At 74.9% G+C, this 23,009-nt stretch carries 22 protein-coding genes and 1 pseudogene; 11 read left to right on the forward strand and 12 right to left on the reverse strand.

What is annotated here, in order from left to right; all coding sequences use genetic code 11:
• Both J4557_RS08110 and J4557_RS51575 read left to right on the forward strand, forming a co-directional pair.
• A partial coding sequence (locus tag J4557_RS08110; protein WP_208265820.1) for a hypothetical protein occupies positions 1-181 on the forward strand: 181 nt, incomplete at its 5' end.
• Positions 182-379: 198 nt separating this feature from the next.
• Positions 380-892: pseudogene (locus J4557_RS51575) on the forward strand (phosphatase PAP2 family protein); the annotation flags it as partial.
• 59 nt (positions 893-951) lie between these two features.
• On the opposite strand, the gene J4557_RS08115 reads toward J4557_RS51575, so the two are convergent.
• The 5 genes from J4557_RS08115 to J4557_RS08135 form a co-directional block, all read right to left on the reverse strand.
• Positions 952-2,109, reverse strand: a complete 1,158-nt coding sequence (locus J4557_RS08115; RefSeq protein ID WP_208265821.1) for a lysylphosphatidylglycerol synthase transmembrane domain-containing protein — start codon at positions 2,107-2,109, stop codon at positions 952-954.
• Positions 2,090-3,268 carry a hypothetical protein gene (locus J4557_RS08120; RefSeq protein ID WP_208265822.1) on the reverse strand — a complete coding sequence of 393 codons (1,179 nt, stop codon included), beginning with the start codon at positions 3,266-3,268 and terminating at the stop codon, positions 2,090-2,092. Before J4557_RS08120 ends, J4557_RS08115 begins: the two co-directional genes overlap by 20 nt.
• 46 nt (positions 3,269-3,314) lie before the next feature.
• Positions 3,315-6,119, reverse strand: a complete 2,805-nt coding sequence (locus J4557_RS08125) for a bifunctional glycosyltransferase/CDP-glycerol:glycerophosphate glycerophosphotransferase (RefSeq protein WP_208265823.1) — start codon at positions 6,117-6,119, stop codon at positions 3,315-3,317.
• Positions 6,120-6,330: 211 nt separating this feature from the next.
• Positions 6,331-6,705 (reverse strand): BlaI/MecI/CopY family transcriptional regulator, encoded by a 375-nt coding sequence (locus tag J4557_RS08130; protein WP_307799535.1) that lies wholly within the window; start codon positions 6,703-6,705, stop codon positions 6,331-6,333.
• Positions 6,706-6,785: 80 nt separating this feature from the next.
• Entirely contained in the window at positions 6,786-7,730 is a 945-nt protein-coding gene (locus J4557_RS08135) for a LysR family transcriptional regulator (RefSeq protein WP_208265824.1), read from the reverse strand.
• Positions 7,731-7,833: 103 nt separating this feature from the next.
• Here J4557_RS08135 and J4557_RS08140 point away from each other — a divergent pair, with 103 nt between their 5' ends.
• Genes J4557_RS08140 through J4557_RS08170 form a run of 7 tightly spaced genes read left to right on the forward strand, consistent with a single transcriptional unit; the run spans position 7,834 to position 14,601 of the window.
• Positions 7,834-8,829, forward strand: coding sequence for a fumarylacetoacetate hydrolase family protein (locus tag J4557_RS08140; protein ID WP_208265825.1), 996 nt, complete (start codon positions 7,834-7,836; stop codon positions 8,827-8,829).
• Positions 8,829-9,788, forward strand: a complete 960-nt coding sequence (locus tag J4557_RS08145; RefSeq protein ID WP_208265826.1) for a cyclase family protein — start codon at positions 8,829-8,831, stop codon at positions 9,786-9,788. The genes J4557_RS08140 and J4557_RS08145 overlap by 1 nt, the downstream gene beginning before the upstream one ends.
• A 7-nt stretch (positions 9,789-9,795) precedes the next feature.
• Complete coding sequence (locus tag J4557_RS08150) at positions 9,796-10,923, forward strand: FAD-dependent monooxygenase (protein WP_208265827.1); 1,128 nt, start codon at positions 9,796-9,798, stop codon at positions 10,921-10,923.
• The gene (locus tag J4557_RS08155; protein WP_208265828.1) at positions 10,920-11,945 is read left to right on the forward strand and encodes an amidohydrolase family protein; all 1,026 of its coding nucleotides are present in this window, start codon (positions 10,920-10,922) and stop codon (positions 11,943-11,945) included. The genes J4557_RS08150 and J4557_RS08155 overlap by 4 nt, the downstream gene beginning before the upstream one ends.
• Positions 11,945-12,883, forward strand: coding sequence for a VOC family protein (locus J4557_RS08160; RefSeq protein WP_208265829.1), 939 nt, complete (start codon positions 11,945-11,947; stop codon positions 12,881-12,883). Before J4557_RS08155 ends, J4557_RS08160 begins: the two co-directional genes overlap by 1 nt.
• A gap of 15 nt (positions 12,884-12,898) precedes the next feature.
• Positions 12,899-13,837, forward strand: a complete 939-nt coding sequence (locus J4557_RS08165) for a fumarylacetoacetate hydrolase family protein (RefSeq protein WP_208265830.1) — start codon at positions 12,899-12,901, stop codon at positions 13,835-13,837.
• A complete protein-coding gene (locus J4557_RS08170) occupies positions 13,834-14,601 on the forward strand; it encodes an SDR family NAD(P)-dependent oxidoreductase (protein WP_208265831.1) in 768 nt (255 codons plus the stop codon). The genes J4557_RS08165 and J4557_RS08170 overlap by 4 nt, the downstream gene beginning before the upstream one ends.
• A gap of 32 nt (positions 14,602-14,633) precedes the next feature.
• Here J4557_RS08170 and J4557_RS08175 read toward each other — a convergent pair whose 3' ends face one another.
• The 4 genes from J4557_RS08175 to J4557_RS08190 all read right to left on the reverse strand — a co-directional run bounded on the left by J4557_RS08175 (position 14,634) and on the right by J4557_RS08190 (position 18,502).
• A complete protein-coding gene (locus J4557_RS08175; protein ID WP_208265832.1) occupies positions 14,634-16,160 on the reverse strand; it encodes an acyl-CoA synthetase in 1,527 nt (508 codons plus the stop codon).
• A gap of 80 nt (positions 16,161-16,240) precedes the next feature.
• Positions 16,241-16,696 (reverse strand): MaoC family dehydratase, encoded by a 456-nt coding sequence (locus tag J4557_RS08180; RefSeq protein WP_190868470.1) that lies wholly within the window; start codon positions 16,694-16,696, stop codon positions 16,241-16,243.
• Entirely contained in the window at positions 16,693-17,574 is an 882-nt protein-coding gene (locus tag J4557_RS08185; protein ID WP_307799592.1) for an amidohydrolase family protein, read from the reverse strand. Before J4557_RS08185 ends, J4557_RS08180 begins: the two co-directional genes overlap by 4 nt.
• Positions 17,575-17,590: 16 nt before the next feature.
• Complete coding sequence (locus J4557_RS08190) at positions 17,591-18,502, reverse strand: SDR family oxidoreductase (RefSeq protein ID WP_208265834.1); 912 nt, start codon at positions 18,500-18,502, stop codon at positions 17,591-17,593.
• 107 nt (positions 18,503-18,609) lie between these two features.
• On the opposite strand from J4557_RS08190, the gene J4557_RS08195 reads away from it, so the two are divergent.
• A complete protein-coding gene (locus tag J4557_RS08195; RefSeq protein WP_208265835.1) occupies positions 18,610-19,056 on the forward strand; it encodes a MarR family winged helix-turn-helix transcriptional regulator in 447 nt (148 codons plus the stop codon).
• A gap of 300 nt (positions 19,057-19,356) precedes the next feature.
• Positions 19,357-19,791, forward strand: a complete 435-nt coding sequence (locus tag J4557_RS08200; protein WP_208265836.1) for a hypothetical protein — start codon at positions 19,357-19,359, stop codon at positions 19,789-19,791.
• A 23-nt stretch (positions 19,792-19,814) separates the two neighbouring features.
• Here J4557_RS08200 and J4557_RS08205 read toward each other — a convergent pair whose 3' ends face one another.
• From J4557_RS08205 to J4557_RS51580, 3 genes are read right to left on the reverse strand one after another with little or no spacing between them, the layout of a single operon-like run.
• On the reverse strand, positions 19,815-21,002 hold the full coding sequence (locus J4557_RS08205; RefSeq protein WP_208265837.1) for a ferritin-like domain-containing protein: 1,188 nt from the start codon (positions 21,000-21,002) through the stop codon (positions 19,815-19,817).
• Complete coding sequence (locus tag J4557_RS08210) at positions 20,999-21,835, reverse strand: phosphate/phosphite/phosphonate ABC transporter substrate-binding protein (protein ID WP_208265838.1); 837 nt, start codon at positions 21,833-21,835, stop codon at positions 20,999-21,001. The genes J4557_RS08205 and J4557_RS08210 overlap by 4 nt, the downstream gene beginning before the upstream one ends.
• Entirely contained in the window at positions 21,832-22,974 is a 1,143-nt protein-coding gene (locus J4557_RS51580; protein WP_208265839.1) for an acyl-CoA dehydrogenase family protein, read from the reverse strand. Before J4557_RS51580 ends, J4557_RS08210 begins: the two co-directional genes overlap by 4 nt.
• Positions 22,975-23,009: the final 35 nt, after the last annotated feature.

A 23,009-nucleotide genomic window follows, 5' to 3' on the forward strand; every position in this document is an offset into this window, starting at 1 on the left:
GGCGATCGTGCGGCTGGCGTCCGACGAGGCGCTGCGGGCCCGGATGACCGCCCGTGCCCGCGCGGTCCAGCCGCCGGTGACCTGGCCGGGCGTGCTGCGCCGCACCGAGGACCTGTACGGACTGGCCATCGAACGGCTGGACAGGGCGCCCGACGGGCGGCCCGAGAGAAGGGTGGGCTGAACCGTCCGCGCGTTGCTCCCGCGCCCCGCGGCGCACGGCGCCGGCCCGCGAGCCGCCGCGAGGCCGCGCCGCAAGAGGCCGTGGCTCATCGGCGAGGTGCTGATCGTGCTGGTGCTGCTGAAGGTCTACGACTACGTGCGCTCGCTCGCCGACGCGCGGCGCGGTGCGGCGCTCGCGCACGGACGGGACGTCCTCGGCGTGGAACGCGACCTGCACCTGGACGTCGAGCTCGGGCTGAACAGGTGGCTGACCGGGCACCACGGCACGGCGTGGGCGTCCGTGGAGTGGTACCAGCGGGCGCACATCGGCGTCACGCTGTCCGTCCTGGCCTGGTGCTACATCGCCGGGGCGGACCTCTACCGGCCGGCGCGCAACGCCCTCGTCCTCACGAACCTCGCCGGGATGACGGTCTTCTTCGTCCTGCCGGTGATGCCGCCGCGGCTGCTGCCGGGAGCGGGGTTCGCCGACTCGGTGGCGCTCGCCGGCTTCGGGACCACGCACGGCGGCCCGGTGCCCGCCGACCAGTACGCGGCGATGCCGTCGCTGCATCTGGCTTGGGCGACGTGGGTGGTGGCGGTGGCGGTCGCGCTCCTGCGCCGCCACCGGGCGCGCTGGCTGGCGGCGCTGTACCCTGCGACGACCGCGTTCGTCGTCATGGCGACCGCCAACCACTACCTGCTGGACGTCGTGGCCGGGATGGCGGTGACGGCGGCGGCGGTCCTCGCGACCGGCCTGGTGTGGGCCGGCGAAGGGACGGTCCGCGCGGGCGGTCAGATGATCCGGCGGCGCAGCAGGACGGCGAACACGCAGGCGCCCGGCAGCAGCGGCAGCCAGACGGTGATCAGCCGGTACCCGACGACCGCGCCGAGCGCGGCGGCCGACGGCACGCCCGCCCACACGAGCCCGGCGACCAGCACCACGTCCAGCCCGCCGATGCCGCCGGGCGAGGGCACCAGGGCCGAGACCGAGGAGACCACGAGGTAGACCACGACGACGCTGGTCACCGTGATCGGGACGGACAGGCTGCGCAGCACCGCGAACAGCACGAGGCCGTGCAGGAGCGGCGAGGACAGCGAGCCCAGCCACAGCGCGGTGGCGCGCCCGGGGTGCCGCAGGACCGCGCCGAGCCCGGCGAGCTCGTGCCGCAGCTGGCGCCCGCCCGCGGCGGCGCGGGACCGCAGGGCGCGCGCGAAGCGGGCCGGGCGCAGCCACACCAGCGCGACCCCCGCGGCGACGACGGCGGCCGCGAGACCGCCCTCGATCCACGGGTTCCCGGCCACGGCGGTGGCGACCTCACGGGGGCGCGGCCAGTGCCGCTCCCCCAGCATGCCGAGCGCGGACGGGACGCCCGCGACGGCGACCGCGAGCAGCAGCAGGTGCGTCACCAGCCCGGCCAGCGAGTTCAGCCCGACCGAGCCCATCGCGGCGCCCCGGGTCAGCCCGCAGCGCCGCAGGAACCGCACGTTGATCGCGATGCCGCCGGACCCGGCGGGCAGCAGCTGGTTGGCGAAGGACGCGGCGACCTGCACCGCGAACAGCCGGCCGACCGGGGGGCGCACCGGCATCGAGCCGAGCTGGGTGACGGTGCCCACGCACCACATCGCGGCGGTGGCGAGCGCGGCGACCAGCAGCCAGGCCCGGTCGGCGCCCATCAGGCTCTCACTGCCCGCGTCGAGCGCGACCCGGTGCATGAGCGCGAGGACGACGACCGCGCCCGCGACCGCGGTGCCCAGCACGACGCGCGGCGCCGACGCCTCCGCCGACAGGGCCCGTCCGAGGGCCGCGAGCGCCGCGCGCGGGGAACGGGGCGTGCGCGCGGAACCGGGCCGGCGCGGCGGGCCGGGCGTGCGCGGGGTCGCGCCGCCGCGTCGCGCCGGGGCGTCCGTCCCCTCGCGGGCCGCGTCCTGATCAGCTCCGGAAGGTGTCACTCTCCGCCCCGTCCGCTCGAACGTCCCCTGCTCCGGACCCGTGCGCGCCCTGGCCGGCGGCGTGCCCGGGCGGCGCCGCCGCGGCGTCGGTCACCGCGTCGAGCGCCGCGTTCTGCACCGCCAGGTGGGCGACCAGGCAGCCGGCGGTGAGCACCGCCGCCAGCGGCCGGCGCCGCGCCCGGGTGAGCGCCCGCACGCAGCCCGCGGCGGCGGGCATGGCCGCCAGGGCGCCCGCGGTGAGCAGGAAGCCCGCCGCCGTCCCCGGACCGGCGAGCGCCGCCGGCACCAGCATCCACGCCGCGACGGCCATCGGCAGCAGCGCGTTGCCGGGCCGCCGCCCGCCGGACGCGGCCATCAGCCCGCCGACGGCGAGGAACACCGCCACCGCCGCGAAGCCCGACCAGCCGGGCCATCCGTCCACCCATCCCGACCCGCGCGCCGCCGCCCGCTGGGCGCGCTGGACGGGCTCCGACCCGGACCCGCCGTGCTCGTGCACCAGCCACGCCGTCACGTCCAGGACCAGCCCGGCCAGGACGCTGACCACCGCCTCGCGGTGCCGCCACGCCGGGACGACGGCCAGGGCGGCGCACAGCGGCAGGGCCGGCCACAGCGCCTGCGACGGCCGCATCGCCGCGACGAGCGCGAGGCTCGCCGTCAGCCCGAGCATCGCGGGGTAGTCCTGCCGGTCGCGGGCGACCCGCAGGAGGCAGCCGACCGCGGCGAGCGCCCCGAGCGCGCACCACAGGTCGGGCATCGCCTGGGACCCGTAGAGCTGCGCCGCCCACAGCCCGCCGAACAGCACGCCCGCGCCCGCGAGCGCCTCGGGGCGGTGCAGGGGCCGCCACGCCCACAGCGCGGCGAACAGGCCCGCGCCGGAGGCGACCGCCAGGTAGATCCGCATCGCCGCGGTGGAGGACGTCGCCTGGACGACCGGGGCGACCAGCGCGACGGTCGCGTGCCCGCGCGACACGTCGAGGAACGCGCCCGGGTCGCCGCTGCGGGCCTGCCACACGTTGCCGACCTCGCCGGCGCCGAGCGTCATGCCGGCCGGGACGAAGCGCAGCTGCGCGGCGGTGAACGCCAGCGCGACCGCCGTCACCCAGGCGACGGCGCCGTCGGCGCTCCCCGTCCGGGGCGGTGCGTTCACTGCGGTCGGCATGGTCTCTTTCTACTACAAGGCCGGTAGTACACCAGCGGATCGCCGGTCATCGTCCCCCGCCGACGAAGAACCGCTCGACCACCGCCTTGGCGGCGGTGCCCGTGTCGTACTCGCCGTGGAGCTCGGTGAACCGGCGGCGTGCGGCGGCGTGCCCGCTCCGCACGCCGTCCAGGTCGCCGAGGACGGCCAGGAGCCCGTCCTCGTCCTCGGCGACCGGTCCCGGCACCGGCGCGGGGAGGCCGCCGCGGTCACCGGCCGCGCTCCGGCGGCGCGCACCGTCCGGAGTGTAGAAGACCATCGGCCGGTCCAGCAGCGCGTAGTCGAACATGATCGGGGCCTCGTCGGTGACCAGCGCGTCGGACAGCAGCATCAGGAGCGTCGCGTCGTGGACGGCCGTGGTGTCGATCACGGTGCCGTCCATGCCGGGCGGGATGACGGCGCTCCCGGCGCGGGGCGGGCGGACGAGCAGGACGTGGGTCCCGCCGAGTTCCCGGACGAACCGCTCCAGCGGGAACGCGAGTTCCAGGGAGCGCGCGGGCCGGTCGTCGGCGCCGGTCCGGAGCGCCGGCGCGTACAGCACCGCGTAGCGCCGGTCCCCGCTCAGCCCGAGGCGCCGCCGCAGCGCCGCCAGTTCGTGCGGGTCGCCGCCGGTGATCAGCGGGTCGTTGCGGGGGCAGCCCACCCGGAGCGGTTCGGGGCCCGCGCCGGCCCCCGGGGCGGGAACGTCGTGCTCGGACCGCACGACGAGATGATCGGCGCGGTCGTGGGCGGCGGGCCTGCCCTGCCCGTCCGACGGTCCGTCCGGCGGCGGCGGGGCCGGGCCGCGCGGGATCTGAACGTAGGTGGTCTGCGGGCGCTTCACCAGCCCGGCGGGCAGGCCCTGGTCGTCGACCCAGAACTCGGCGCGGGCCAGCGCCCGGTAGTAGGCCCACGAACCGCGCTTGACCAGCAGCGCGTCGTCGGGGAAGCCGCGCCGGTCGTCGCGGTAGGACCAGATCGCCCGGTACGGGGCGGCGCTGTCGCGCAGCGCCCGGAAGACATACTTGGGATCGCCGCAGTACCGGGCGCCGTGCCGGCTCTCGAACACGACGGTGCCCTTGCTGACCGGGAGCCGGACCAGCACCCGGTTGAACACCGCGATCTTCGTCCGGCGGGACCCGAACCGCTCGCGCAGCCGGCGCTCCGCCAGGACGAACCGGCGCCACCAGCGCCGCCCGGCGCCCGTGCGGGCGACCCGGCGCAGCGCGGGCAGGGTGACGCGGGCGGGCCAGCGCCCGGCCGCCATCCGCAGCGCGAGCTCGCCGGTCGGGGCGACGTAGGCCTCCAGCCGGTCGCCGGCCGCGCGGCCCAGGCGCGGCCGGACGGGCACGGCGAGGTCGCAGTGCGCGGTGCCCTCCGAGGTCAGCCGGACCTCGACGGGGGTGCCGCCGGCCGTCAGCCGGAGCCACAGGCCCCACGTCTGGTCGACCAGCCCGATCGGGCGGATCGCGTGGGAGGGGAAGAAGACCGTCTCCCACGCGATCCGGCCGTTCTCGCGGCGCACGGTCGCCGGGACGTCGAACGCCCGGCCGGGCCGCCGCCGGTCGCGGATCTCCAGCCGGCCGCCGAGCTCGGCGTCCTCGGGGATGCGGCCGAGCGGGTTGACGACGGTGCCGGACATGCGCAGCGCCTTGCCGTCCCGGCGCATCGCGGTGACCCGGCCGCCGAGGACCAGCTCGGACAGCGGCGCCGAGTGCACGCCGAGGCCGGTGATGTCGAGGACGCGGCGGGCCGACGCGGTGCCGAGGTGGTCGCCGGTCCAGTAGATCCGGCCGTCCCGCTCGGCGGGGGCGATCGACAGGACGGGCCGCCCGCCGCCCCTCGGCGCCTGGTCGGCGGCGGCCATCGCCGCCTCGATGTCGCGCTCGCGGACCATCAGCGCGGCGATGGCGGGCATCTTCTCCGCCTTCTCGAACACGGCGTCGTCCAGCCGTTCGAGGTAGGGGCGGGCCAGCCCGGCGAACGCCTCGCGGTGCCAGGGGTCGCGGCTGCGCAGCTCGCGCAGGTAGAGCAGCAGGTCGTGGTTGATGAACTTGACGTCCTTGACGAGGGCGATCTCGTCCGCGCCGTGCGCGCGCAGCGCCGCGTCGATGCGCCGGTGGATCTCCAGCCGGTCGGCGAAGCCGCTCAGCTCGGCGCGCCGGTTGCTGATCGACAGGGTGCCGCCCCGCGGGTCCACCAGCCAGTTGTAGACCCGGTGCGGGATGACCGCGATCCGGTTCGCGGCGAGGTAGGCCTCGGCGCTGAACAGCAGGTCCTCGTAGTGCAGCCGGTCGGCGAAGCGCAGCCCGGCGCGGTCGAGGAACTCGCGCCGGTAGCACTTGTTGGTCGCCAGCGTGTCGTAGAGGAGGTCAGGGTTGTCCAGGATGCCGTCGTAGACGGCGCTCTCCCGGTAGAGCCGGGCGTACCAGGAGTGCTCGCGGTCGGGCAGGACGCGGACGCAGCGGCCGGACACGAGGTCGGCTCCGGAGTCGTCGGCGGCGGCGACCATGTTCCGGCAGGCGTGCGGGTCGAGGGTGTCGTCGCTGTCGAGGAACATCACGTAGCGGCCCTTGGCGTGCCGGAGGCCGATGTTGCGCGGCCGTCCGCAGCCGCCGGAGTTCACCGGCAGGGTGAAGGCGCGGACCCGGCCGGGGTTCCGCGCCGCGAGCCGGGCGGCGACCGCGGCCGTCGCGTCGGTGCTCGCGTCGTCGACGATCACGACCTCCACGCCGGGCAGCGACTGCCCGAGCGCCGAGCGGACGGCGCGGGCCAGCCGCGACGCGTCGTTGTAGACGATCACCACGACGGTCACGTCGGGTTCGGGTGGCATCGGCTCCACCGCCCTCGCTCCTGGTCCGACATCTACTACCGCGATAGTAGAAGTCTCCGGGTAATCGGAACGTAAGCGCCGGGCGCACCGCGCCCGGCCCGGGGATATACCCCGGACCCGGCGGAAACTCCCCGACCGGCGCCCTCGCCCGCGACGGCGGGCGGTGCGTCCGGACGGGGGGATCGAGAAGCCCCTCCCGCGGGGCCGGACCTCAGCCCTCGCCGCCCTCGCTCAGCAGCCGCTGGAGCAGTTCCTCGTCCTCGGGTTCCAGCTCGGACACGAACCGGGCGAGCACGGCGGCGCGGTCGCGGCGGCGGCGCAGCAGCTCGTTCATCGCGGCGGCGGTGTGGCCGGCCTCGTCGACGGCCGCGGAGTACACGAACCCGCGGCCCGCGCGCTCCCGGCTCGCCAGCCCCTTGCGGGCCAGCCGCGCCAGCGTGGTCATCACCGTCGTGTAGGCGGGGGCGCCGGGCAGCACGGCCTGCACGTCGGCGGGGCTCATCGGGCGCGCGCCCTCCCACAGGACGGCCAGCACGGCGTCCTCCAGCATGCCCGCCGGGCGCCGGCCCGGGTCGTCCTCGTTCACCAATGTCCTCGCCCCCGCAGCGGGATTGCCACGTCGATGGTAGGAGGGCCGGGCCCCCGGCCGTCCATGGGGGCATGGTGTCACGCGCCGGGCGCCCGGGCGCCTTCCGCGCCCGGGTCGAGCGCGCCCAGGCCGGCGGCGACGCGCGCGGCGGTCTCGCGGAGCCAGATGTGGGCCGCGTCCTGGGTGTGGACGGGGTGCCACCACAGCGCCTCCTGGACGGGCACCGCCTCGAACGGGCACGGCAGGACGCGGACGTCGGCGATCGGCGCGAGCAGCTCGGCGAGGCGGCGCTGGATGAGGGCGACGCGGCGGGTGCCCGCGACGAGGCTCGGCAGCAGCTGGAAGCTCTGCACCGAGACCTCGACGCGCGGTTCGAGGCCGAGCATGCCGAGCTGGCGGGCGGCCGGCGCGTCGTAGGGGCGCTGGTAGACGACCCAGGGCAGGCGGGCGAGGTCGTCCATGGTGAGGCCGTCGCCGACGTCGGGATGGTCGGCGGCGACCACGCAGACCCACTCGTCGCGGTACAGCTCGACGGTCGGGAGGCCGCTGACGACCCCGTGCGGCATCAGCAGCCCGTCGACAGCGCTGAGCGTCGCGTCGGTGTTCTCCGCGATCTCCGGGCCGACCTGCTGGAACACCAGGCTGGACGCGGGCGAGGCGGCGTGCAGCGCGCGGGCGAGCGCGGCGCCGAACACCGCGACGGCGTAGTCGGAGGCGATGATCGTATACTCGCGCCGCTCGGTGGCCGGGTCGAACTCGGCGCGGCTGGTGAACAGCCGCTCCAGCAGCCCGCACGCGGTCGCGCAGGGCACCACCAGCGCCGTGCCGAGCGGGGTCAGCTCGTAGGCGTTGCCCGTCCGGACGAGCAGGTCGTCGGCGAAGTGGTGGCGGAGCCTCGCGAGCGCGGCGCTGGTGGCGGGCTGGCTGAGCCCGATGCGCCGGCCGGCGCGGGTGACGTTGCGCTCCTCGAGCAGCGCGCGCAGCGCGACGAGGAGGTTCAGGTCGAGGCTCGCCAGGTTCACGGGTCCACCTATCCATCCGGTCGATGGAAGCCATCCGAGGAATCGATTTCCCAGATCTACCTCCGGTGTCCCAAGGTTAGGGCAGACATCGAGAGGACACCCCGTGGAAGATCACGCGCATCCGTCCGGCCCCTTCGCGGTCGGCACGTTCTCCAGCGGCGGCGGCCCGCGGTTCGCGGGCCTGGTCCGGGACGGACGGGTCCTGGACCTGCGCACCGTCCCGGGCCTGCCGGGCGGCGGGGCCACGACCCGCGGCCTGCTGGAGCGCTGGGACGACGCCCTCCCGCTGCTGCACGCCGCGTCGGAGTCCGGCGGCGAGCGGCTGCCGCTCGACGGGCTGGCGGTGCACGCGCCCGTCGAGCCGCGGCAGATCCTGCAGTCGGGCGCCAACTACCGCACGCACGTCATCGACCTCGCGGTGGCGCACGAGCCGGAGGGCGGGCGGCCCGCCGAGCAGGTGCGCGAGGAGACGGCCGCGATGATGGACCGGCGCGCGGCCGAGGACCGGCCGTACATCTTCATCGGGCTGCCCTCGTCGGTGACCGGCCCCTACGACGACGTCGTGATCCCGAGCTGGTGCGAGAAGCCGGACTGGGAGCTGGAGCTGGCCGCAGTGATCGGCCGCCCGGCGTACCGGGTGCCGGCGGACGAGGCGCTGGAGCACGTCGCGGCCTACACGATCGCCAACGACCTGACGGCGCGCGAGGCGGTGTTCCGCCGGGACATGCCGGAGATCGGCACGGACTGGCTGCGCGCGAAGAACCCGCCGACGTTCACCCCGCTCGGCCCGTACCTGGTCCCCTCGGCGTTCGTCGGGGACCCCGGCGACCTGCGCGTGACGCTGCGGCTCAACGGCGACGTCATGCAGGACGAGTCCACCAAGGACATGATCTTCGGCGTGGCGCGGCTGGTGGCGTACGCGTCGCAGGCCGTGCGGCTGCTGCCCGGGGACCTGGTCCTGACCGGCAGCCCTGCCGGCAACGGCATGCACTGGGGGCGGCTGCTGCGGCCCGGCGACGTCATGGAGGGCTCGATCACGGGCCTCGGAGCGCAGCGCAACCTGTGCGTGGCGGAACCCGCGGACGTGAAGGGCGCGTGATGCTCGACCGCACCGACCCCGAAGGCGCGATCGCCGAGGCCGCCGCGAAGTACTCCAACTGGGGGCGCTGGGGCGACGACGACGTCCTCGGCACCGTGAACTTCATCGACGAGGCCAAGCGGCGCGAGGGCGCGGCGCTGGTCCGGCGGGGCGCGTCGTTCTCGCTGTCGCAGCGGTTCGACATGGACGGGCCGCAGAAGGGCTGGCGACGCCGGACCAACCCCGTCCACACGATGCTGGACACCGGGACGGACGCGGCGCTCGGCAACCAGGGCTTCCCGCACGGCATCGGCGGCGCGGACGACGTGGTCGCGATGCCGCTGCAGTGCTCCACGCAGTGGGACGGCCTCGGCCACATCTTCGACCACGGCAAGGCATGGAACGGCCGCCCGGCGGAGAAGGTCGTCACCTCCGACGGCGACCTGGTCACCGGCATCGAGCACATGGCCGCCCCGGTCGCGGGGCGCGGCGTCCTGCTGGACGTGGGACGCGTCGCCGGCGAGGACGGCGAGCTGCCCGACGGCTTCGCCATCACCGAGGAGCATCTCCAGGCGGCCATCGACGCCCACGGCGTGACGGTCGGGCGCGGCGACATCGTGTGCGTCCGCACCGGGCAGCTGACGCGCGCGCGCCGGGACGGCTGGGGCGACTACGCGGGCGGTCCCGCGCCCGGCCTGTCGTTCACCACAGCCGGATGGCTGCACCGCACCGAGATCGCCGCGATCGCCACCGACACGTGGGGGTTCGAGGTGCGGCCCAACGAGTTCGACGACGCGTTCCAGCCGCTGCACCAGGTGGCGATCCCGAACATGGGCCTGCTGATCGGCGAGCTGTGGGACCTGGACGCGCTCGCGGCCGACTGCGCGGCCGACGGCGTGCACGAGTTCTGGCTGACCGCCGGGCCGATCCCGGTCACCGGCGCGGTCGGCGCCCCCGTCAATCCCATCGCGGTGAAGTGAGGTCGGCATGGCAGCAGTCGGGAACGTCCTGATCGTCGGGGGCGGCACGGCCGGTTCGGCGCTGGCCGCCCTGCTGGCGCGGGGCGGCGTGGCGGTGGACGTCGCGGAGATCGAACCGGACGCCGGCGCGCTCGGCTCGGGGATCACCCTGCAGGGCAACGCGCTGCGGATCCTGCGCGACCTCGGCGTGTGGGACCGGGTGAGCGCGTCCGGGTACGCGTTCGACGTGCTCGGCCTGCGGGCACCGGACGGGACGCTGATCGCGGAGTTCCCGGACGCGCGGACCGGCGGCCCGGACCTGCCCGCGACGCTCGGCATGAACCGGCCCGAGCTGGCGGCGGTGCTCGCCGAGGCGGTGCGGGACGCGGGCGCGTCCGTCCGGTTCGGCCTGACCGCCACCGCGCTCGACGACACGGGCGACCGGGTCACCGCGCACCTGTCCGACGGATCGACCGCCACGTACGACCTGGTCGTGGGCGCCGACGGCATCCGCTCCGCGGTGCGGGGGCTGATCGGCGTCGACGCGGCGCCGAAGCCGACCGGGATGGGCATCTGGCGGATCCACACGCGCCGTCCCGAGGACGTCGAGCGCACCGACCTGGTCTACGGCGGGCCGTGCTTCATCGCCGGGTACTGCCCGACCGGCCCCGGCACCATGTACGCGTACCTCGTGGAGAAGGCGCGGCCCCGCGAGTCGGTCGCGGACGCCGACAAGCCGGCGCACATGCGCGCGCTCGCCGAGGGCTACGGCGGCGCCTGGGACGAGATCCGCGCCGACATCGCCGACCCGGACCGGATCAACTACACCTGGTTCGAGTCGCTGCTGGTGGACCGGCCGTGGAACCGGGGCCGGACCGTCCTGATCGGGGACGCCGCGCACGCGTGCCCGCCGACGCTCGCGCAGGGCGCCGCGCAGTGCCTGGAGGACGCCGCCGTCCTCGCCGAGTTGCTGCTGGGCGCCGACCGGCTCGACCAGGCGCTGTTCGACGCGTTCATGGACCGGCGGTTCGAGCGCGCGAAGGCGGTCGTCGAAGCGTCCGTACAGCTCGCGGAGTGGCAGATGCGTCCGTCCCCGGACGCCGACGTCCCCGGCCTGATGGCCCGCATCAGCGCGATCGTGTCGGAGAGGCCGTGAGCGAAGCGAACCCGGCGGCCGCGGGCGTCCCCACCGTCGACGTGCACGCGCACGTGCTGCTGCCGCAGATCGAGGAGGCCGTCGCCGACGCGCCCGGGCACGCCGAGCACCGGGAGCTGGACGCCCGCCGCAACGGCCCGGAGTCGCTGCGGGCCAGCGGCACGATGATCGGCGAGCGGATCGAGCGGCTGACGCGGATCGAGGCGCGCCTCGCCGACATGGACGCCGCCGGGGTGGACGTGCAGATCGTCAGCCCGTCGCCGTCGCACTACCACTACTGGGCCGCGCCCGGCCTGGCGCGCACGGTGTTCCGCATGGCGAACGAGGCCACCGCCGCGCACTGCGCGCGGGCGCCGGGCCGGCTGCGCGGGCTCGGGCTCGTCCCGCTGCAGCATCCGGACCTCGCCGTCGAGGCGCTCGACCACGCGCTGTCGCTCGGGCTGAAGGGCGTCGAGATCTCCTCGCACGCCCCCGGCCGCGAGCTGTCGGACCCGGCGCTGGAGCCGCTGTGGGCGCGGGCCGCCGCGTCCGGCGCGGTGGTGTTCCTGCACCCGTTCGGCTGCACGCTGGACGAGCGGCTCGACCGGTACTACCTGTCCAACATCGTCGGGCAGCCGGCCGAGAACGCCGTCGCGCTGTCGCACCTGATCTTCTCCGGCGTCCTGGACCGGCACCCCGGCCTGAAGGTCGTCGCGGCCCACGGCGGCGGTTACCTGCCGACCTGCCTCGGCCGCGCCGACCACGGCTGGCGGGTGCGCCCCGAGGCGCGGGCCTGCGCGGAACCGCCGAGCACCTACCTGCGGCGGATCTGGTTCGACTCGCTCGTCTACGAGCCGGGCGCGCTGCGCGCCCTGATCGGGGCGGCGGGCGCGTCGCAGGTCGTCCTCGGCTCGGACCATCCCTTCGACATGGGGGTGGACGACCCGCTCGCCCGGCTGCGCGCCGCCCTGCCGCCCGGCCCCGACCTGGACGCCGTGCGCGGCGGCAACGCCGTCGCCCTCTTCGACCTCAAGGAGCACTGATGCCCGACCGCCTCATCACCCATCTGCGGCATGTGGACCTCGCCGTCCCCGACTACGGCAGGCAGCACGCGTTCTACTCGGGCGTCTGGGGCCTGACCGAGGTCGCGGGCGACACCGGGATCTCGTTCCTGGCGGCGGAGGGGTCGCCGGAGCAGTACGTCGTCCGGCTCAGGAAGGCGGACGAGAAGCGCCTCGACCTGGTGTCGTTCGGCGCGGCGTCGCCCACCGACGTCGACGCGCTCGCCGCGCGGCTCGGCACGGCCGGCGTCGCGATCGTCGCCGAGCCCGGGAAGCTGGCCACGCCCGGCGGCGGGTACGGGTTCCGGTTCTTCGACCTCGACGGCCGGACGGTCGAGGTGTCGGCGGACGTCGCCGTCCGCGAGCACCGCAGGCTGGAGGAGCGGGAGGCGGTCCCGGTCCGGCTGTCGCACGTCGTGCTCAACTCCCCCGACCTGGACGCCACCCGCGCCTGGTACGAGACGCACCTGGGCTTCGCGCTCAGCGACACGCTGACGTCCCCGCACATGGGCGAGGTCATGCACTTCATGCGCTGCAACCCGCAGCACCACAGCATGGCGATCGCGAAGGGGCCGCACACGTCCCTGCACCACGTGTCGTTCGAGATGCGGGGGCTGGACGAGTACATGTTCGGCACCGGCCGGCTGCTGCGCGCGGGGGTCCGGATGATCTGGGGGCCGGGGCGGCACAAGGCGGGCGACAACACCTTCTCCTACTTCCTGGACCCGCACGGCAACACCGTCGAGTACACCACCGAGCTGGAGACCCTCGACGAGGACTCCTGGCACCCGCACCTGTACGACTTCTCCGACCCCGACGTCACCGACCAGTGGGGCACCGCCAACCCGATGAGCGAGCTCGTCGCCAAGGAGTCGTTCAACGACCCCGACCGCGGCGTCTTCGTCGCCCCGCCCGTCTGATCCGCAAGGAGCCCCATGCGTCTCGCCACGTACCTGCACCAGGGCGCCCGCCGCTGCGGCGCCGTCGAGGGCGACCGGGTGCTGCCGTTCCCCGGCGGCACCGTCCTCCTCGACGTCGTCGCGGCCGGCTCGGTCCCGGAGCCGGCGGGCCCGGCGGTCCCGCTCGCGGACGTGCGGCTCCTGCCGCCGCTGGAACCGCCGTCGGTGCGGGACTTCGTCGCGTTCGAGGAGCACGTCGAGGGCGTCCGGAAGGCCGTGGACGGCGCGTCCGGCGTCCCGGACGCCTGGTACGACGCGCCGACCTTCTACTTCTCCAACCCGCACGCGATGGTCGGCGCGCACGACGACGTGCCGCTTCCGCCCGGCTGCCGGGCGCTCGACTTCGAGCTGGAGGTCGCCGCCGTCATCGGGCGGGCGGGCGCCGACCTGTCCCCCGGGCAGGCCCGCGACCACGTCTTCGGCTACACCGTCCTCAACGACTGGTCGGCGCGGGACCTGCAGTCGCGGGAGATGCGGGTCGGGCTCGGCCCCTGCAAGGGCAAGGACTTCGCGACCACGCTCGGGCCGTGGCTGGTCACCGCCGACGAGCTGGAGCCCTACCGCGACGCCGACGGGTTCCTGCGGCTCGCGCTGACCGCCGAGGTCAACGGCGAGGTCGTCGGGCGGGACCTGCTGTCGAACATGGGCTGGCCGTTCGAGGACCTCGTCGCCTACGCCTCGCGCGGCGCCCGGCTGCGGCCCGGCGACGTCCTCGGCTCGGGGACCTGCGGCAACGGCGGCTGCCTCGCCGAGCTGTGGGGGCGCGGCGGCGCGCAGGACCCGCCGCCGCTGGTGCCGGGCGACACCGTCACGCTCACCGTCGAGGGCATCGGCACGGTGTCCAACACGATCGTCCGGGGAGCCGCGCCGGTCCCGATCCCGGCCGCGCGCAGGCGGACGCGGGAGCGTCCGTGAGCCGGGTCGCCGGGAAGGTCGTCGTCGTCACCGGCGCGGCGCGGGGCCAGGGCGCGGCGGAGGCCGCGGCTCTGGCCCGCGAGGGCGCGACCGTCATCGCGACCGACCTCGCCGACGACGCTCCCGCGCTGCCGGACGGGGCGGTCTACCGGCGGCTGGACGTGACGTCCGAACCCGGCTGGGCCGGTCTCGCCGCCTGGCTCCGCGCGACCCATGGCCGGGTGGACGGCCTGGTCAACAACGCGGGCGTCACCTGGCGGGCCCGGCTCGGCGACGTCGCCGTGGCGGACTGGGAGCGGGTGCACCGCGTCAACGTCACCGGCGCCCTCCTCGGCATCCAGCACCTCGCGCCGCTGATGCCGCCGGGGTCGTCGATCGTCAACGTCGGGTCCGCCGCCGGGCTGACCGGCCACTACCCGGTCGCCTACACCGCCAGCAAATGGGCGCTGCGCGGCCTGTCGGCGACGGCGTGCACGGAGCTGGGACGCGCCGGGATCCGCGTCAACACCGTCCACCCCGGGTTCATCGAGACGCCGATGACCGCGTCCGCCCCGGCGGCGTTCCGGGACGCGAACAACGCGCAGACGCCCCTCGGCCGCCCCGGCACCGTGGACGAGGTCGCCCCGCTCGTGGTGTTCCTCGTCTCCGACGAGGCGTCCTACATCACCGGCGCCGAGATCCCGGTCGATGGCGGTTACACAGCCCACGGCGGCGCCAAGCCCGTCTCCGACGCCCTTCGTTGGACCTGCGGCGAGTCGCCGTAACGAGGCCCTTCATAACGGTGACTCGCCGCACGTCAGCGGGCGGGGGGCGGGAGGGGGATGCCTCGGAGGCGGGCCTTCTGGACCTTGTTGGAGCCGGTGCGGGGCAGGTCGTCGACCACGTCCAGGTACACGGGGATCTTGTACCTGGCGAGGCGGGCGGCGAGGAACGTCCGGAGTTCGGCGAGGTCCAGGGCGGCGCCGGGGGCGGTGACGACGAAGGCCCGGCCGACCTCGCCCCATCGGGCGTCGGGGACGCCGACCACCGCGACCTCGGCGACGGCCGGGTGCTCGAAGATCGCGCCCTCGACCTCCGCCGGGTAGACGTTCTCGCCGCCGGAGATGAACATGTCCTTCACCCGGTCGACGATGTAGAAGTAGCCCTCGTCGTCGACGTGGGCGACGTCGCCGGAGCGGAACCAGCCGTCGTCGGTGAACGCGGACGCGGTCGCGTCGGGGGCGTTCCAGTAGCCCGGCGTGACGTTCGGCCCCTTGATGATGACCTCGCCGGGCTCGCCGGGCTCCACGTCCGTCAGGTCGGGCCGGACGCACCGGACACCGGTGAAGAACACCGGCACCCCCGCCGACCCGGCCTTGCGCTCGCTCTCGGCGGCTTCGAGGAACGTCGCGCCCGGCGCCGTCTCGGTGAGGCCGTAGCCCTGGCAGAAGACGAGGCCGCGCTCCTGGTAGGTGTGGATGAGCGAGGGCGGCACCGGCGCGCCGCCGGACATCAGGCTGCGGACGGACGACAGGTCGGCGCCGTCCCACCGCGGTGACTGCGCGAGCGCGGCGAACATGGCGGTGACGCCGAACATCCAGGTGACGCGGTGCCGCTCGATGAGGTCGAGGCATTCCTCGACGTCCCAGGACGGCATGATGACCGAGCATCCGCCCTTGAGGAACGTCGGCAGCAGGCACTGGTTCAGCGCGGCCACGTGGAACAGCGGCGCGCTGACCAGCGTCACCTCGTCGCCGGCGACGTCCACGCCGACGAGCAGGTTGTAGCAGTTCCACACCAGGTTCCCATGGGTGAGCATCGCGCCCTTGGGACGCCCGGTGGTGCCGGAGGTGTAGAGGATGCACGCCACGTCGTCGAGCGCGACCTCGGTGTCGGCCGGGGCGGGGTCGCCGCCCGCGACCCACTCCTCGTAGGCGGGCTCTCCCGCGGCCGGTTCGCCGACCGCCACGACGGTCGCGGGAGCGCGCTCGGCGGCGCGGACGACCGGCGCGCATTCGGGGGCGTAGACGAGCACGGACGCGCCGCTGTGGCCGAGCATGTAGTCGATCTCGGGCGCGGCGAGCCGGAAGTTCAGCGGGACGAAGACCGCGCCGAGCACGTGCGCGGCGAACATCGTCTCGACGAACGCCGGATGGTTCGGCCCGAGGTAGGCGACCCGGTCGCCCTTGCCGACGCCGGCGGCGCGCAGCCGGCCGGCGAGCCGCGCCGTCCGGTCGTGGACCTCCCCGTACGTCGTCGGGCGGTCCCGGTAGACGAAGGCGGTGCGGCCGGGCGACATCGCGGCCCGCCTGGCCGGCCATCCCCCGAGTCCTGCGTTCACCACGGTGTTTCACTCCTCTTGCTGAGCAGCGTGTGCGGATGGCCGGCCGGACGGCCCGATCGGGGGGCCGGGCCGGACGGGGGTCAGGCGTAGTGGCGGTAGACGGCCTGGGCGACGCAGGCGGGCTTGGCCTCGCCGTCGATCTCGACGGTGAAGTCGCAGACCATCTGCACGCCGTTCCCCGGGACGTCGGTCACGTCGGCGACCCGGCCGGCGAGCCGGATCCGCGAACCGACGCGGACGGGGCTGGGGAAGCGGACCTTCTCCAGGCCGTAGTTGATGCTCATCTTCGTGCCCTGGATGCCGAGCAGGTCGTTGAACAGCGGGATGACCAGCGACAGCGTCAGGTAGCCGTGCGCGATGGCCGCGCCGAACGGGCCATCCTTCGCCTTCTCGGGGTCGGTGTGGATCCACTGGTGATCGTCGGTGGCGTCGGCGAAGGTGTTCACCCGGTCCTGGGTGATGTCGAGCCAGCGGCTGTGGCCGAGGTCCTTGCCGGCCAGGGCCTTGATCTCGTCGAGACCGGTGACGGTGATCATGCGTTCTCCTTGCCGGTGAGCCCGAGCAGCCGGGCGGCGTTGTCCTTGAGGATCCCGGGGCGGACCTCGGGCTTGATCTCCAGCTTCGCGAAGTCGGCGAGCCAGCGGTCCGGGGTGATGACGGGGTAGTCCGAGCCGAACAGCACCTTGTCCTTCAGCAGGCTGTTGGCGTACCGGACGAGCTGCGGCGGGAAGTACTTCGGCGACCAGCCGGACAGGTCGATGTACACGTACGGCTTGTGGTTGGCGACGGCGAGGGCCTCGTCCTGCCAGGGGAAGGACGGGTGCGCCAGGATGATCCGCAGCTCGGGGAAGTCCACGGCGACGTCGTCCACCAGCATCGGGTTCGAGTACTTCAGCCGGATGCCTCCGCCGCCGGGCACGCCGGCGCCGATGCCGGTCTGGCCGGTGTGGAACAGCGCCGGGACGCCCAGCTCCTCGATCGCCTCGTACAGCGGGTAGGCGACCGGGTCGTTCGGCGCGAAGCCCTGGATGCTCGGGTGGAACTTGAACCCGCGCACCCCGTACTGCTCGACGAGCCGCCGCGCCTCGCGCACGCCCGCCCGCCCCTTGTGCGGGTCGACGCTGGCGAACGGGATCAGGACGTCGGGGTGCTCGGCGCAGCTCTCGGCGACCTCCTCGTTGGCGATGCGCGGCCATCCGGTGGCGTGCTCGGCGTCGACCGTGAACACGACGGCCGCCATGCTCCGCTCGCGGTAGTAGGCGGCCATCTCGGGGATGGTCGGCTGGCGGTGCCCGTGCGCCTTGAAGTACTCCTCGGACGCGCCGAACAGCTCCGGGCTCAGCGAGCCGTGCCCGTCCTTGCTGATCTCGGCGTGGGTGTGGACGTCGATGGCGGTCAGCGCGTCGACGTCGATCGTGAGGTCGGCCATGTCAGCCCTCCGGTGCCTTCGGCGCGGGCATGCCGTAGGTCTCGGGTTCGGCGCCCACGCCCGCGCTCCACTGCTCGGCGATCGCCCCGGCGCTCCAGCCGCCGTCGGCGAACGCGACCGTCTTCTCCTTCGGGTGCGCCCACAGCGCCAGCCGGTCGCCGCCGATCCCGATCGCCTGCCCGGTGACGTCCTTGGACGCGTCCGAGGCCAGGAAGACGATCAGGCCGGTGACGTCCTCGACGGTGCCGAGGCCCTCGTCCCTGCGCAGCCAGGCCGGCAGCGGCTCGCCCGTGCGCTCGGACTCCTCGATGACCGGGCCGAACGCGGGGATCGTCTTGGTCATCTCGGTCGCCGCGACCGGCACGACCGCGTTAACGGTGATACCCGCGCGGGCCAGTTCCATCGCCCAGGTGCGCGCCATCGCCGCGATGCCGGCCTTGGCCGCCGCGTAGTTGGTCTGGCCGAAGTTGCCGCGCTGCCCGGCTGGGGAGGAGATGAGGATCAGCCGCCCGCCGGTGCCCTGCTCGCGCATCCGCGCCGCCGCCGCGCGGGCGCAGGTGAAGGTGCCGCGCAGGTGGACGCGGACGACGTCGTCGAAGTCGTCGTCGGTCATCTTCCACAGCACCCGGTCCCGCAGGATGCCCGCGTTGGTGATCAGCACGTCGAGCCGGCCGAACTCCCGGACGGCGGTGCCGACCAGCTCGTCGGCGGTCTCGGTGCCGCCGACCGCCGCGACCACGCCGGTCGCGGTGCCGCCCGCCGCGGTGATCTTCGCGACCGCCGCGTCGACCGCGTCCCGGTCCACGTCGTTGACCACCACCGAGGCGCCGGCGGCCGCCAGGGCCTCGGCGTAGGCGAGGCCGAGGCCGCGCCCGCTCCCGGTGACGACGACGACCTTCCCGTCCAGTTCCATAGCTCCCCACAATCGACAGGAATCCTGTTGATGGCCAGTGTTCACATTCAACAGGTTTCCTGTCAATGCCCTACCCTGGACGCGTGCACCGCGACCAGGGAGAGCCGATGACCGACAGCCCGCCGCCGACCGCCGGCAAGGCGCCGCCGTCGCTGCTGTACCTGGTCAAGCGGCTGGAGCTGCTCGTCCGGTCGCGGCTGGAGGAGCTGGTCAGGCCCGCCGGCATCACCGCGCTGCAGTACACGGCGCTCACCGTCCTGGAGCGGCACGACGGCCTGTCGGCCGCCCAGCTCGCCCGCGACTCGTTCGTCACCGCGCAGTCCATGGCCGACATGGTCCGCGCCCTGGAGACCCGCGGCCTCGTCCGCCGCGAGCGCAACCCCGCGAACCGGCGCGAGCTGCTCATCCTGCTCACCGGCGCCGGGCGCGCCCTGCTGGACGACCTCGCCGGCCCCGTCGGCGAGCTGGAGGAGCGAATGATCCGCGACCTGCCGTCCCGCCGGGTCGGCCAGTTCCGCACCACCCTCACCGACACCTGGCGCGCGCTCTCCTGACGCGGGGCCGGCCGCCGCACCCGAATCGCCGCCCCGGGCGGCGTTCCCGTGGCAAGATCAGCCGACCCCCTTTCAAGAGCGGAGGCGGCGGCTGTGCAGCCACCATCGGACCAAACGCCATACGGAAACGGCGGATCCCCCTACGGCGCTCCCCAGCAGACGCCTTACGCCGGTCAGCCCCATCCAGGCCAGCCGTATGCCGGTCAGCCGTACGCGGGTCAGCCCTACGCCGGTCAGCAGCAGGCCCCGTACGCGCCGCCTCCGCAGCAGGCCCCGTACGGCGCACCACCCGCCCAGCCCATGCCCCACGGTGCGCAGCAGGCCGCGCACTACGGGACCCAATGCCGCTTCTGCGGCTGCGTCCCGGCGGTCGACACCACCTTCCGCGGCCACCGCGGCATGATCCTGATCATGTCGTTCCTGCACACCAAGGGCCCGTTCTGCCGGGACTGCGGCCTGGCGGTGTTCCGGGACATGACGGCGAAGACCCTGATCGGCGGCTGGTGGGGCTACATCTCCTTCATCGCGACGCCGATCACCGTGCTGATCAACCTCACCCGGCACGGCAAGGTCGCGTCCCTGGCGCCGCCGATGCCGCCGCCCGACGGCGGTCCGCACCGCCACCCCGCCGACCCCGGCCCCCCGCTGATGTCCCGCCCGATCGCCATCATCGGCGCCCTCGTCCCGGTCCTGCTGCTCGTCCTGCTCGTGCTGGTCGGCGTCGCCGGCGGCTGACGGCCGGAGCCGGCGCCGGCCGGCTACATGAAGTTGCGGGTGTGCAGGGCGGACAGCTCGGCGGCCTCGCCGTCGGGGAAACCGAGGTGGGCCAGGCGGCGCCGGCGCCCCTCGTCCATCTCCCTCTGCAGGTCCAGCACCGCCGCGTGCCCGCGCCGCACGGCCCCGGGCGACCACTCGCCGGCGGCGAGGAGGACCAGCGCGTCGAAGACGTCCTGGTTGAGCCCGGTGGACGCGGCGAGGGCGTCGTGGCGGCGCTCCACCGCCGCCCGGAGCCGGGACCGGAAGCGCGGATCGGCCTCGGTCCGGTGCCGGAGGTGCGCGACGCCGAACGCGACGTGCCGGGCCTCGTCCTGCCGGGCGAGGCGGACCGCCTGCCGGGTCACCGGGTCGGGGGCGTGCCGGTCGAGGAAGGCGAGCAGGGCGAGGAAGGTGCCCTCCCCCAGCACCGACAGCAGGAAGGACGCCAGCGAGAAGTCGGGCTCGGTGAGCAGCGTGGCGAGGGACGCGCGGCCGCCGGCGGCGGACGTGCCGAGCGGCCCGCCGCTGAGCGCCGCGCGCCGCGCGAACACCTCGACGTGCCGGGCCTCGTCGGCCGCCTGGACCGCCAGGAGCTGCACGACCTCGCGGAAGTGCGGGTGGACGCGGGCGAGCAGCCGGGCCGGGACGACCAGCGCGGCCTGCTCGTTCTCCACGAGGTACGTCATCACCTGGACGACGGCCCGCTCGATGTCGGTCGGCAGGGCGAATTCGGCGTCCCACGGGACGGCGGTCGCCGGGTCCCACTGCGCGGACGCGGCGTGCGCGTAGAGCGCGGGGGCGATCTCGGCCCAGACCACGTCCCGCTCGGCGAGGTCGAACGCCGGCGCCGGGCCGCCGGGCTCGACGAGCGACCCCCGGGCGGCGAGGCCCCAGTGCGCGGGCGCCTCCGCGACGACGCCGTCCGGTCCCGCCGCGCCGCCCGCCCGTTCCGCGCGCGCCCAGCGGTCGGCGCCTCCCGGGACGATCCAGGCGAGCACGGGATCCTCGCCCGCCGCGACGGTATGGCCGCGCGGGCGGCACCACGCGCGCAGGTGCGCGTCGAGCAGCGGATCGCGGCCCCGGACGCCGAGCCGGGCGCCCGGCGTCAGGTCGCCGAGGGCCCGCTGCACGAGCAGGTGCGCGCCGCTCTCGAAGCCCAGGTCCTCCAGGTCGAGGACGGGGTCGGTCAAGGCCGGTAGCCCGGCGCGGTGATCGCGCCGGCCGGATCGTAGAACCCCTCGTCGTCCACGGCCCGTTCGAGGAGCGCGTAGCCGCTCGTCCGCGCGGGCCGCCAGGCGGTGAGCCCTTCGAGGTCGAACAGCGTCCGGACGCCGGGATCGGACGCGTCCATCGACAGCAGCAGGTCCCGGAACCGGTCCGTCTCGGGCGTGGCGCGGGCGGCGGTCATGGTGCAGTGGTCGTAGGGACGCGTCCGGCCGACCACCCGGGTGCCGTCCGGAGGCAGCGTGCCCTCCCGCACGAACAGCAGGTGGTTGGAGTCGACCATGCACGCCGCCGCGACGCCGCCGGACATCAGCGCGCGGGCCGCGTCGCGCTCGCCGCCGACGTGGTCGCCGTGCAGCCCGACGCCGACGTCGAACCGCCGTACCGCGACCTCCTCCCCCGGCCGGAGCCCGTGCTCGCGCAGCAGCGCGAAGGGGAGCAGCGTGGCCTGCGGCGAGTCGATCGCTCCGGTCCCGACCGTCTCGCCCTTGAGGTCGGCGACGTCCTTGAACGGGGAGTCCTCCCGGACGACGACCACCGAGGTCAGGTCCTGGTCGGTGTCCCGCATGACGAGCGGTTCGAGCCGCCCGCCGGCCAGGCGCCGGGCGCGGATCCACGCCAGCGGCGAGTTCCACGCGGCGTCGACGCGGCCGGCGACCAGGTCGTCCACCTGCCGCTCGTAGTGGGAGTAGAGGACGAAGTCGACGTCGAGGCCCCGCCGGGCGAACCAGGCCCGGAACCCCGCCCAGATCGTGACGACCTTGGGGTCGTAGGCGACGGCGCCCATCACCAGCGTCATCCGGAGGCCCCCGGGAAGAGCGGCATGCCGAGGCTCGCCCGGCCGACGAAGTCGTGCAGGGCCTGCGTGGTGGGCGCCATGACCCGGGCCGCGAGCGAGTCGCGGAAGAGGCGCTCGACGCCGGACTCCTTGCGGAACGCCGCGCCGCCGCAGAGCCGCATCGTCGCGTCCGCGACCTCGGACGCGGCCTCGGCGGCGACGGCCTTGACCTCCAGGACGCGCAGCGTCGCGTCCTCGCGCCCTCCGGCGAGCGCCGCGAGCGCGTCGCGCAGGAACGCGCGGACCTGGTCGGTGCGGATCCGCAGCTCCGCGAACCGCGCGCGCTGCGCCGGCTGGTCCGCCAGCGTCCGCCCGAGGTGCTCCAGCCTCGTCCGGGTCAGGTGCGCGGCGGCCTCGGCGGTGAGCGCCTCCATCAGCCCGAGCGAGAACGCCGCGCTCAGGACCAGGAAGTGGGGCAGCGCCGTCGCGAGGGCGATGTCCAGGCCCTCGCCGTCCGGCCCGAGCATGTCCTCCCGGTCGACGAGGACGCCGTCGGCCCTCACCGGGCTGGACGCGTTGCCGCGCAGCCCCAGGCCGTCGAAGGTACCGAGGACGCTCAGCCCTTCCCGGTCCCGCGGCACCAGCCACAGCGTCATCGGCCCGTCCGCGGCGAGCGGGCGGCTCGACCAGACGTAGCTGTCCGCCTCGCCCGCCGAGGTGACCCAGCTCTTGTCGGCGTCGAGCCGCACGCGCCCGCTTTCGCCGGCCGCGGCGGCCGTGCCGAGCGGCGCCCAGAAGTGGCTGCGCGATCCCGCCTCGGAGAACGCGAGCGTGCTGAGGTGCGCGTCCCCGGCGATCGCCTCCCGGACGTCCTTCGGCCCGTGCGCCTCGATCAGCGCCGTGGCGGCGTAGTGCATCAGCAGGACCATCGCCGTGGACCCGCAGGCGCCGGCGAGCCGCTCGACGACGTGCGCGGCGGCGCCGAGCCCCTCGCCGCGCCCGCCCGCCGACTCGGCGCTGACGAGGCCGAGCAGGCCGGCGTCCGCCAGCGCGCCGACGTTCGCGCGGGGGAAGGCCCCGCCGCGGTCGACCTCGGCGGCCCGCGGGCCGACGGATTCCTCGATGACGTCCTGAACGGCGCGCGCGTAGTCGTAGGACACCCGTCCGCTCCCTTTCGCGTTGAATTCATGGAGCG

This window comes from Actinomadura nitritigenes, from assembly GCF_017573545.1.
In the GTDB taxonomy this organism is placed as follows: domain Bacteria; phylum Actinomycetota; class Actinomycetes; order Streptosporangiales; family Streptosporangiaceae; genus Spirillospora; species Spirillospora nitritigenes.

Bases quoted from the DNA above. Each gene is read 5' to 3' on its own strand.
- J4557_RS08190 (WP_208265834.1), bottom strand. From the start codon at position 18,502: ATGGAACTGGACGGGAAGGTCGTCGTCGTCACCGGGAGCGGGCGCGGC.
- J4557_RS08125 (WP_208265823.1), bottom strand. From the start codon at position 6,119: ATGCCACCCGAACCCGACGTGACCGTCGTGGTGATCGTCTACAACGAC.
- J4557_RS08160 (WP_208265829.1), top strand. From the start codon at position 11,945: ATGCCCGACCGCCTCATCACCCATCTGCGGCATGTGGACCTCGCCGTC.
- J4557_RS08195 (WP_208265835.1), top strand. From the start codon at position 18,610: ATGACCGACAGCCCGCCGCCGACCGCCGGCAAGGCGCCGCCGTCGCTG.
- J4557_RS08210 (WP_208265838.1), bottom strand. From the start codon at position 21,835: ATGACGCTGGTGATGGGCGCCGTCGCCTACGACCCCAAGGTCGTCACG.
- J4557_RS08145 (WP_208265826.1), top strand. From the start codon at position 8,829: ATGCTCGACCGCACCGACCCCGAAGGCGCGATCGCCGAGGCCGCCGCG.
- J4557_RS08180 (WP_190868470.1), bottom strand. From the start codon at position 16,696: ATGATCACCGTCACCGGTCTCGACGAGATCAAGGCCCTGGCCGGCAAG.
- J4557_RS08120 (WP_208265822.1), bottom strand. From the start codon at position 3,268: ATGCCGACCGCAGTGAACGCACCGCCCCGGACGGGGAGCGCCGACGGC.
- J4557_RS08165 (WP_208265830.1), top strand. From the start codon at position 12,899: ATGCGTCTCGCCACGTACCTGCACCAGGGCGCCCGCCGCTGCGGCGCC.
- J4557_RS08150 (WP_208265827.1), top strand. From the start codon at position 9,796: ATGGCAGCAGTCGGGAACGTCCTGATCGTCGGGGGCGGCACGGCCGGT.
- J4557_RS08200 (WP_208265836.1), top strand. From the start codon at position 19,357: ATGCCCCACGGTGCGCAGCAGGCCGCGCACTACGGGACCCAATGCCGC.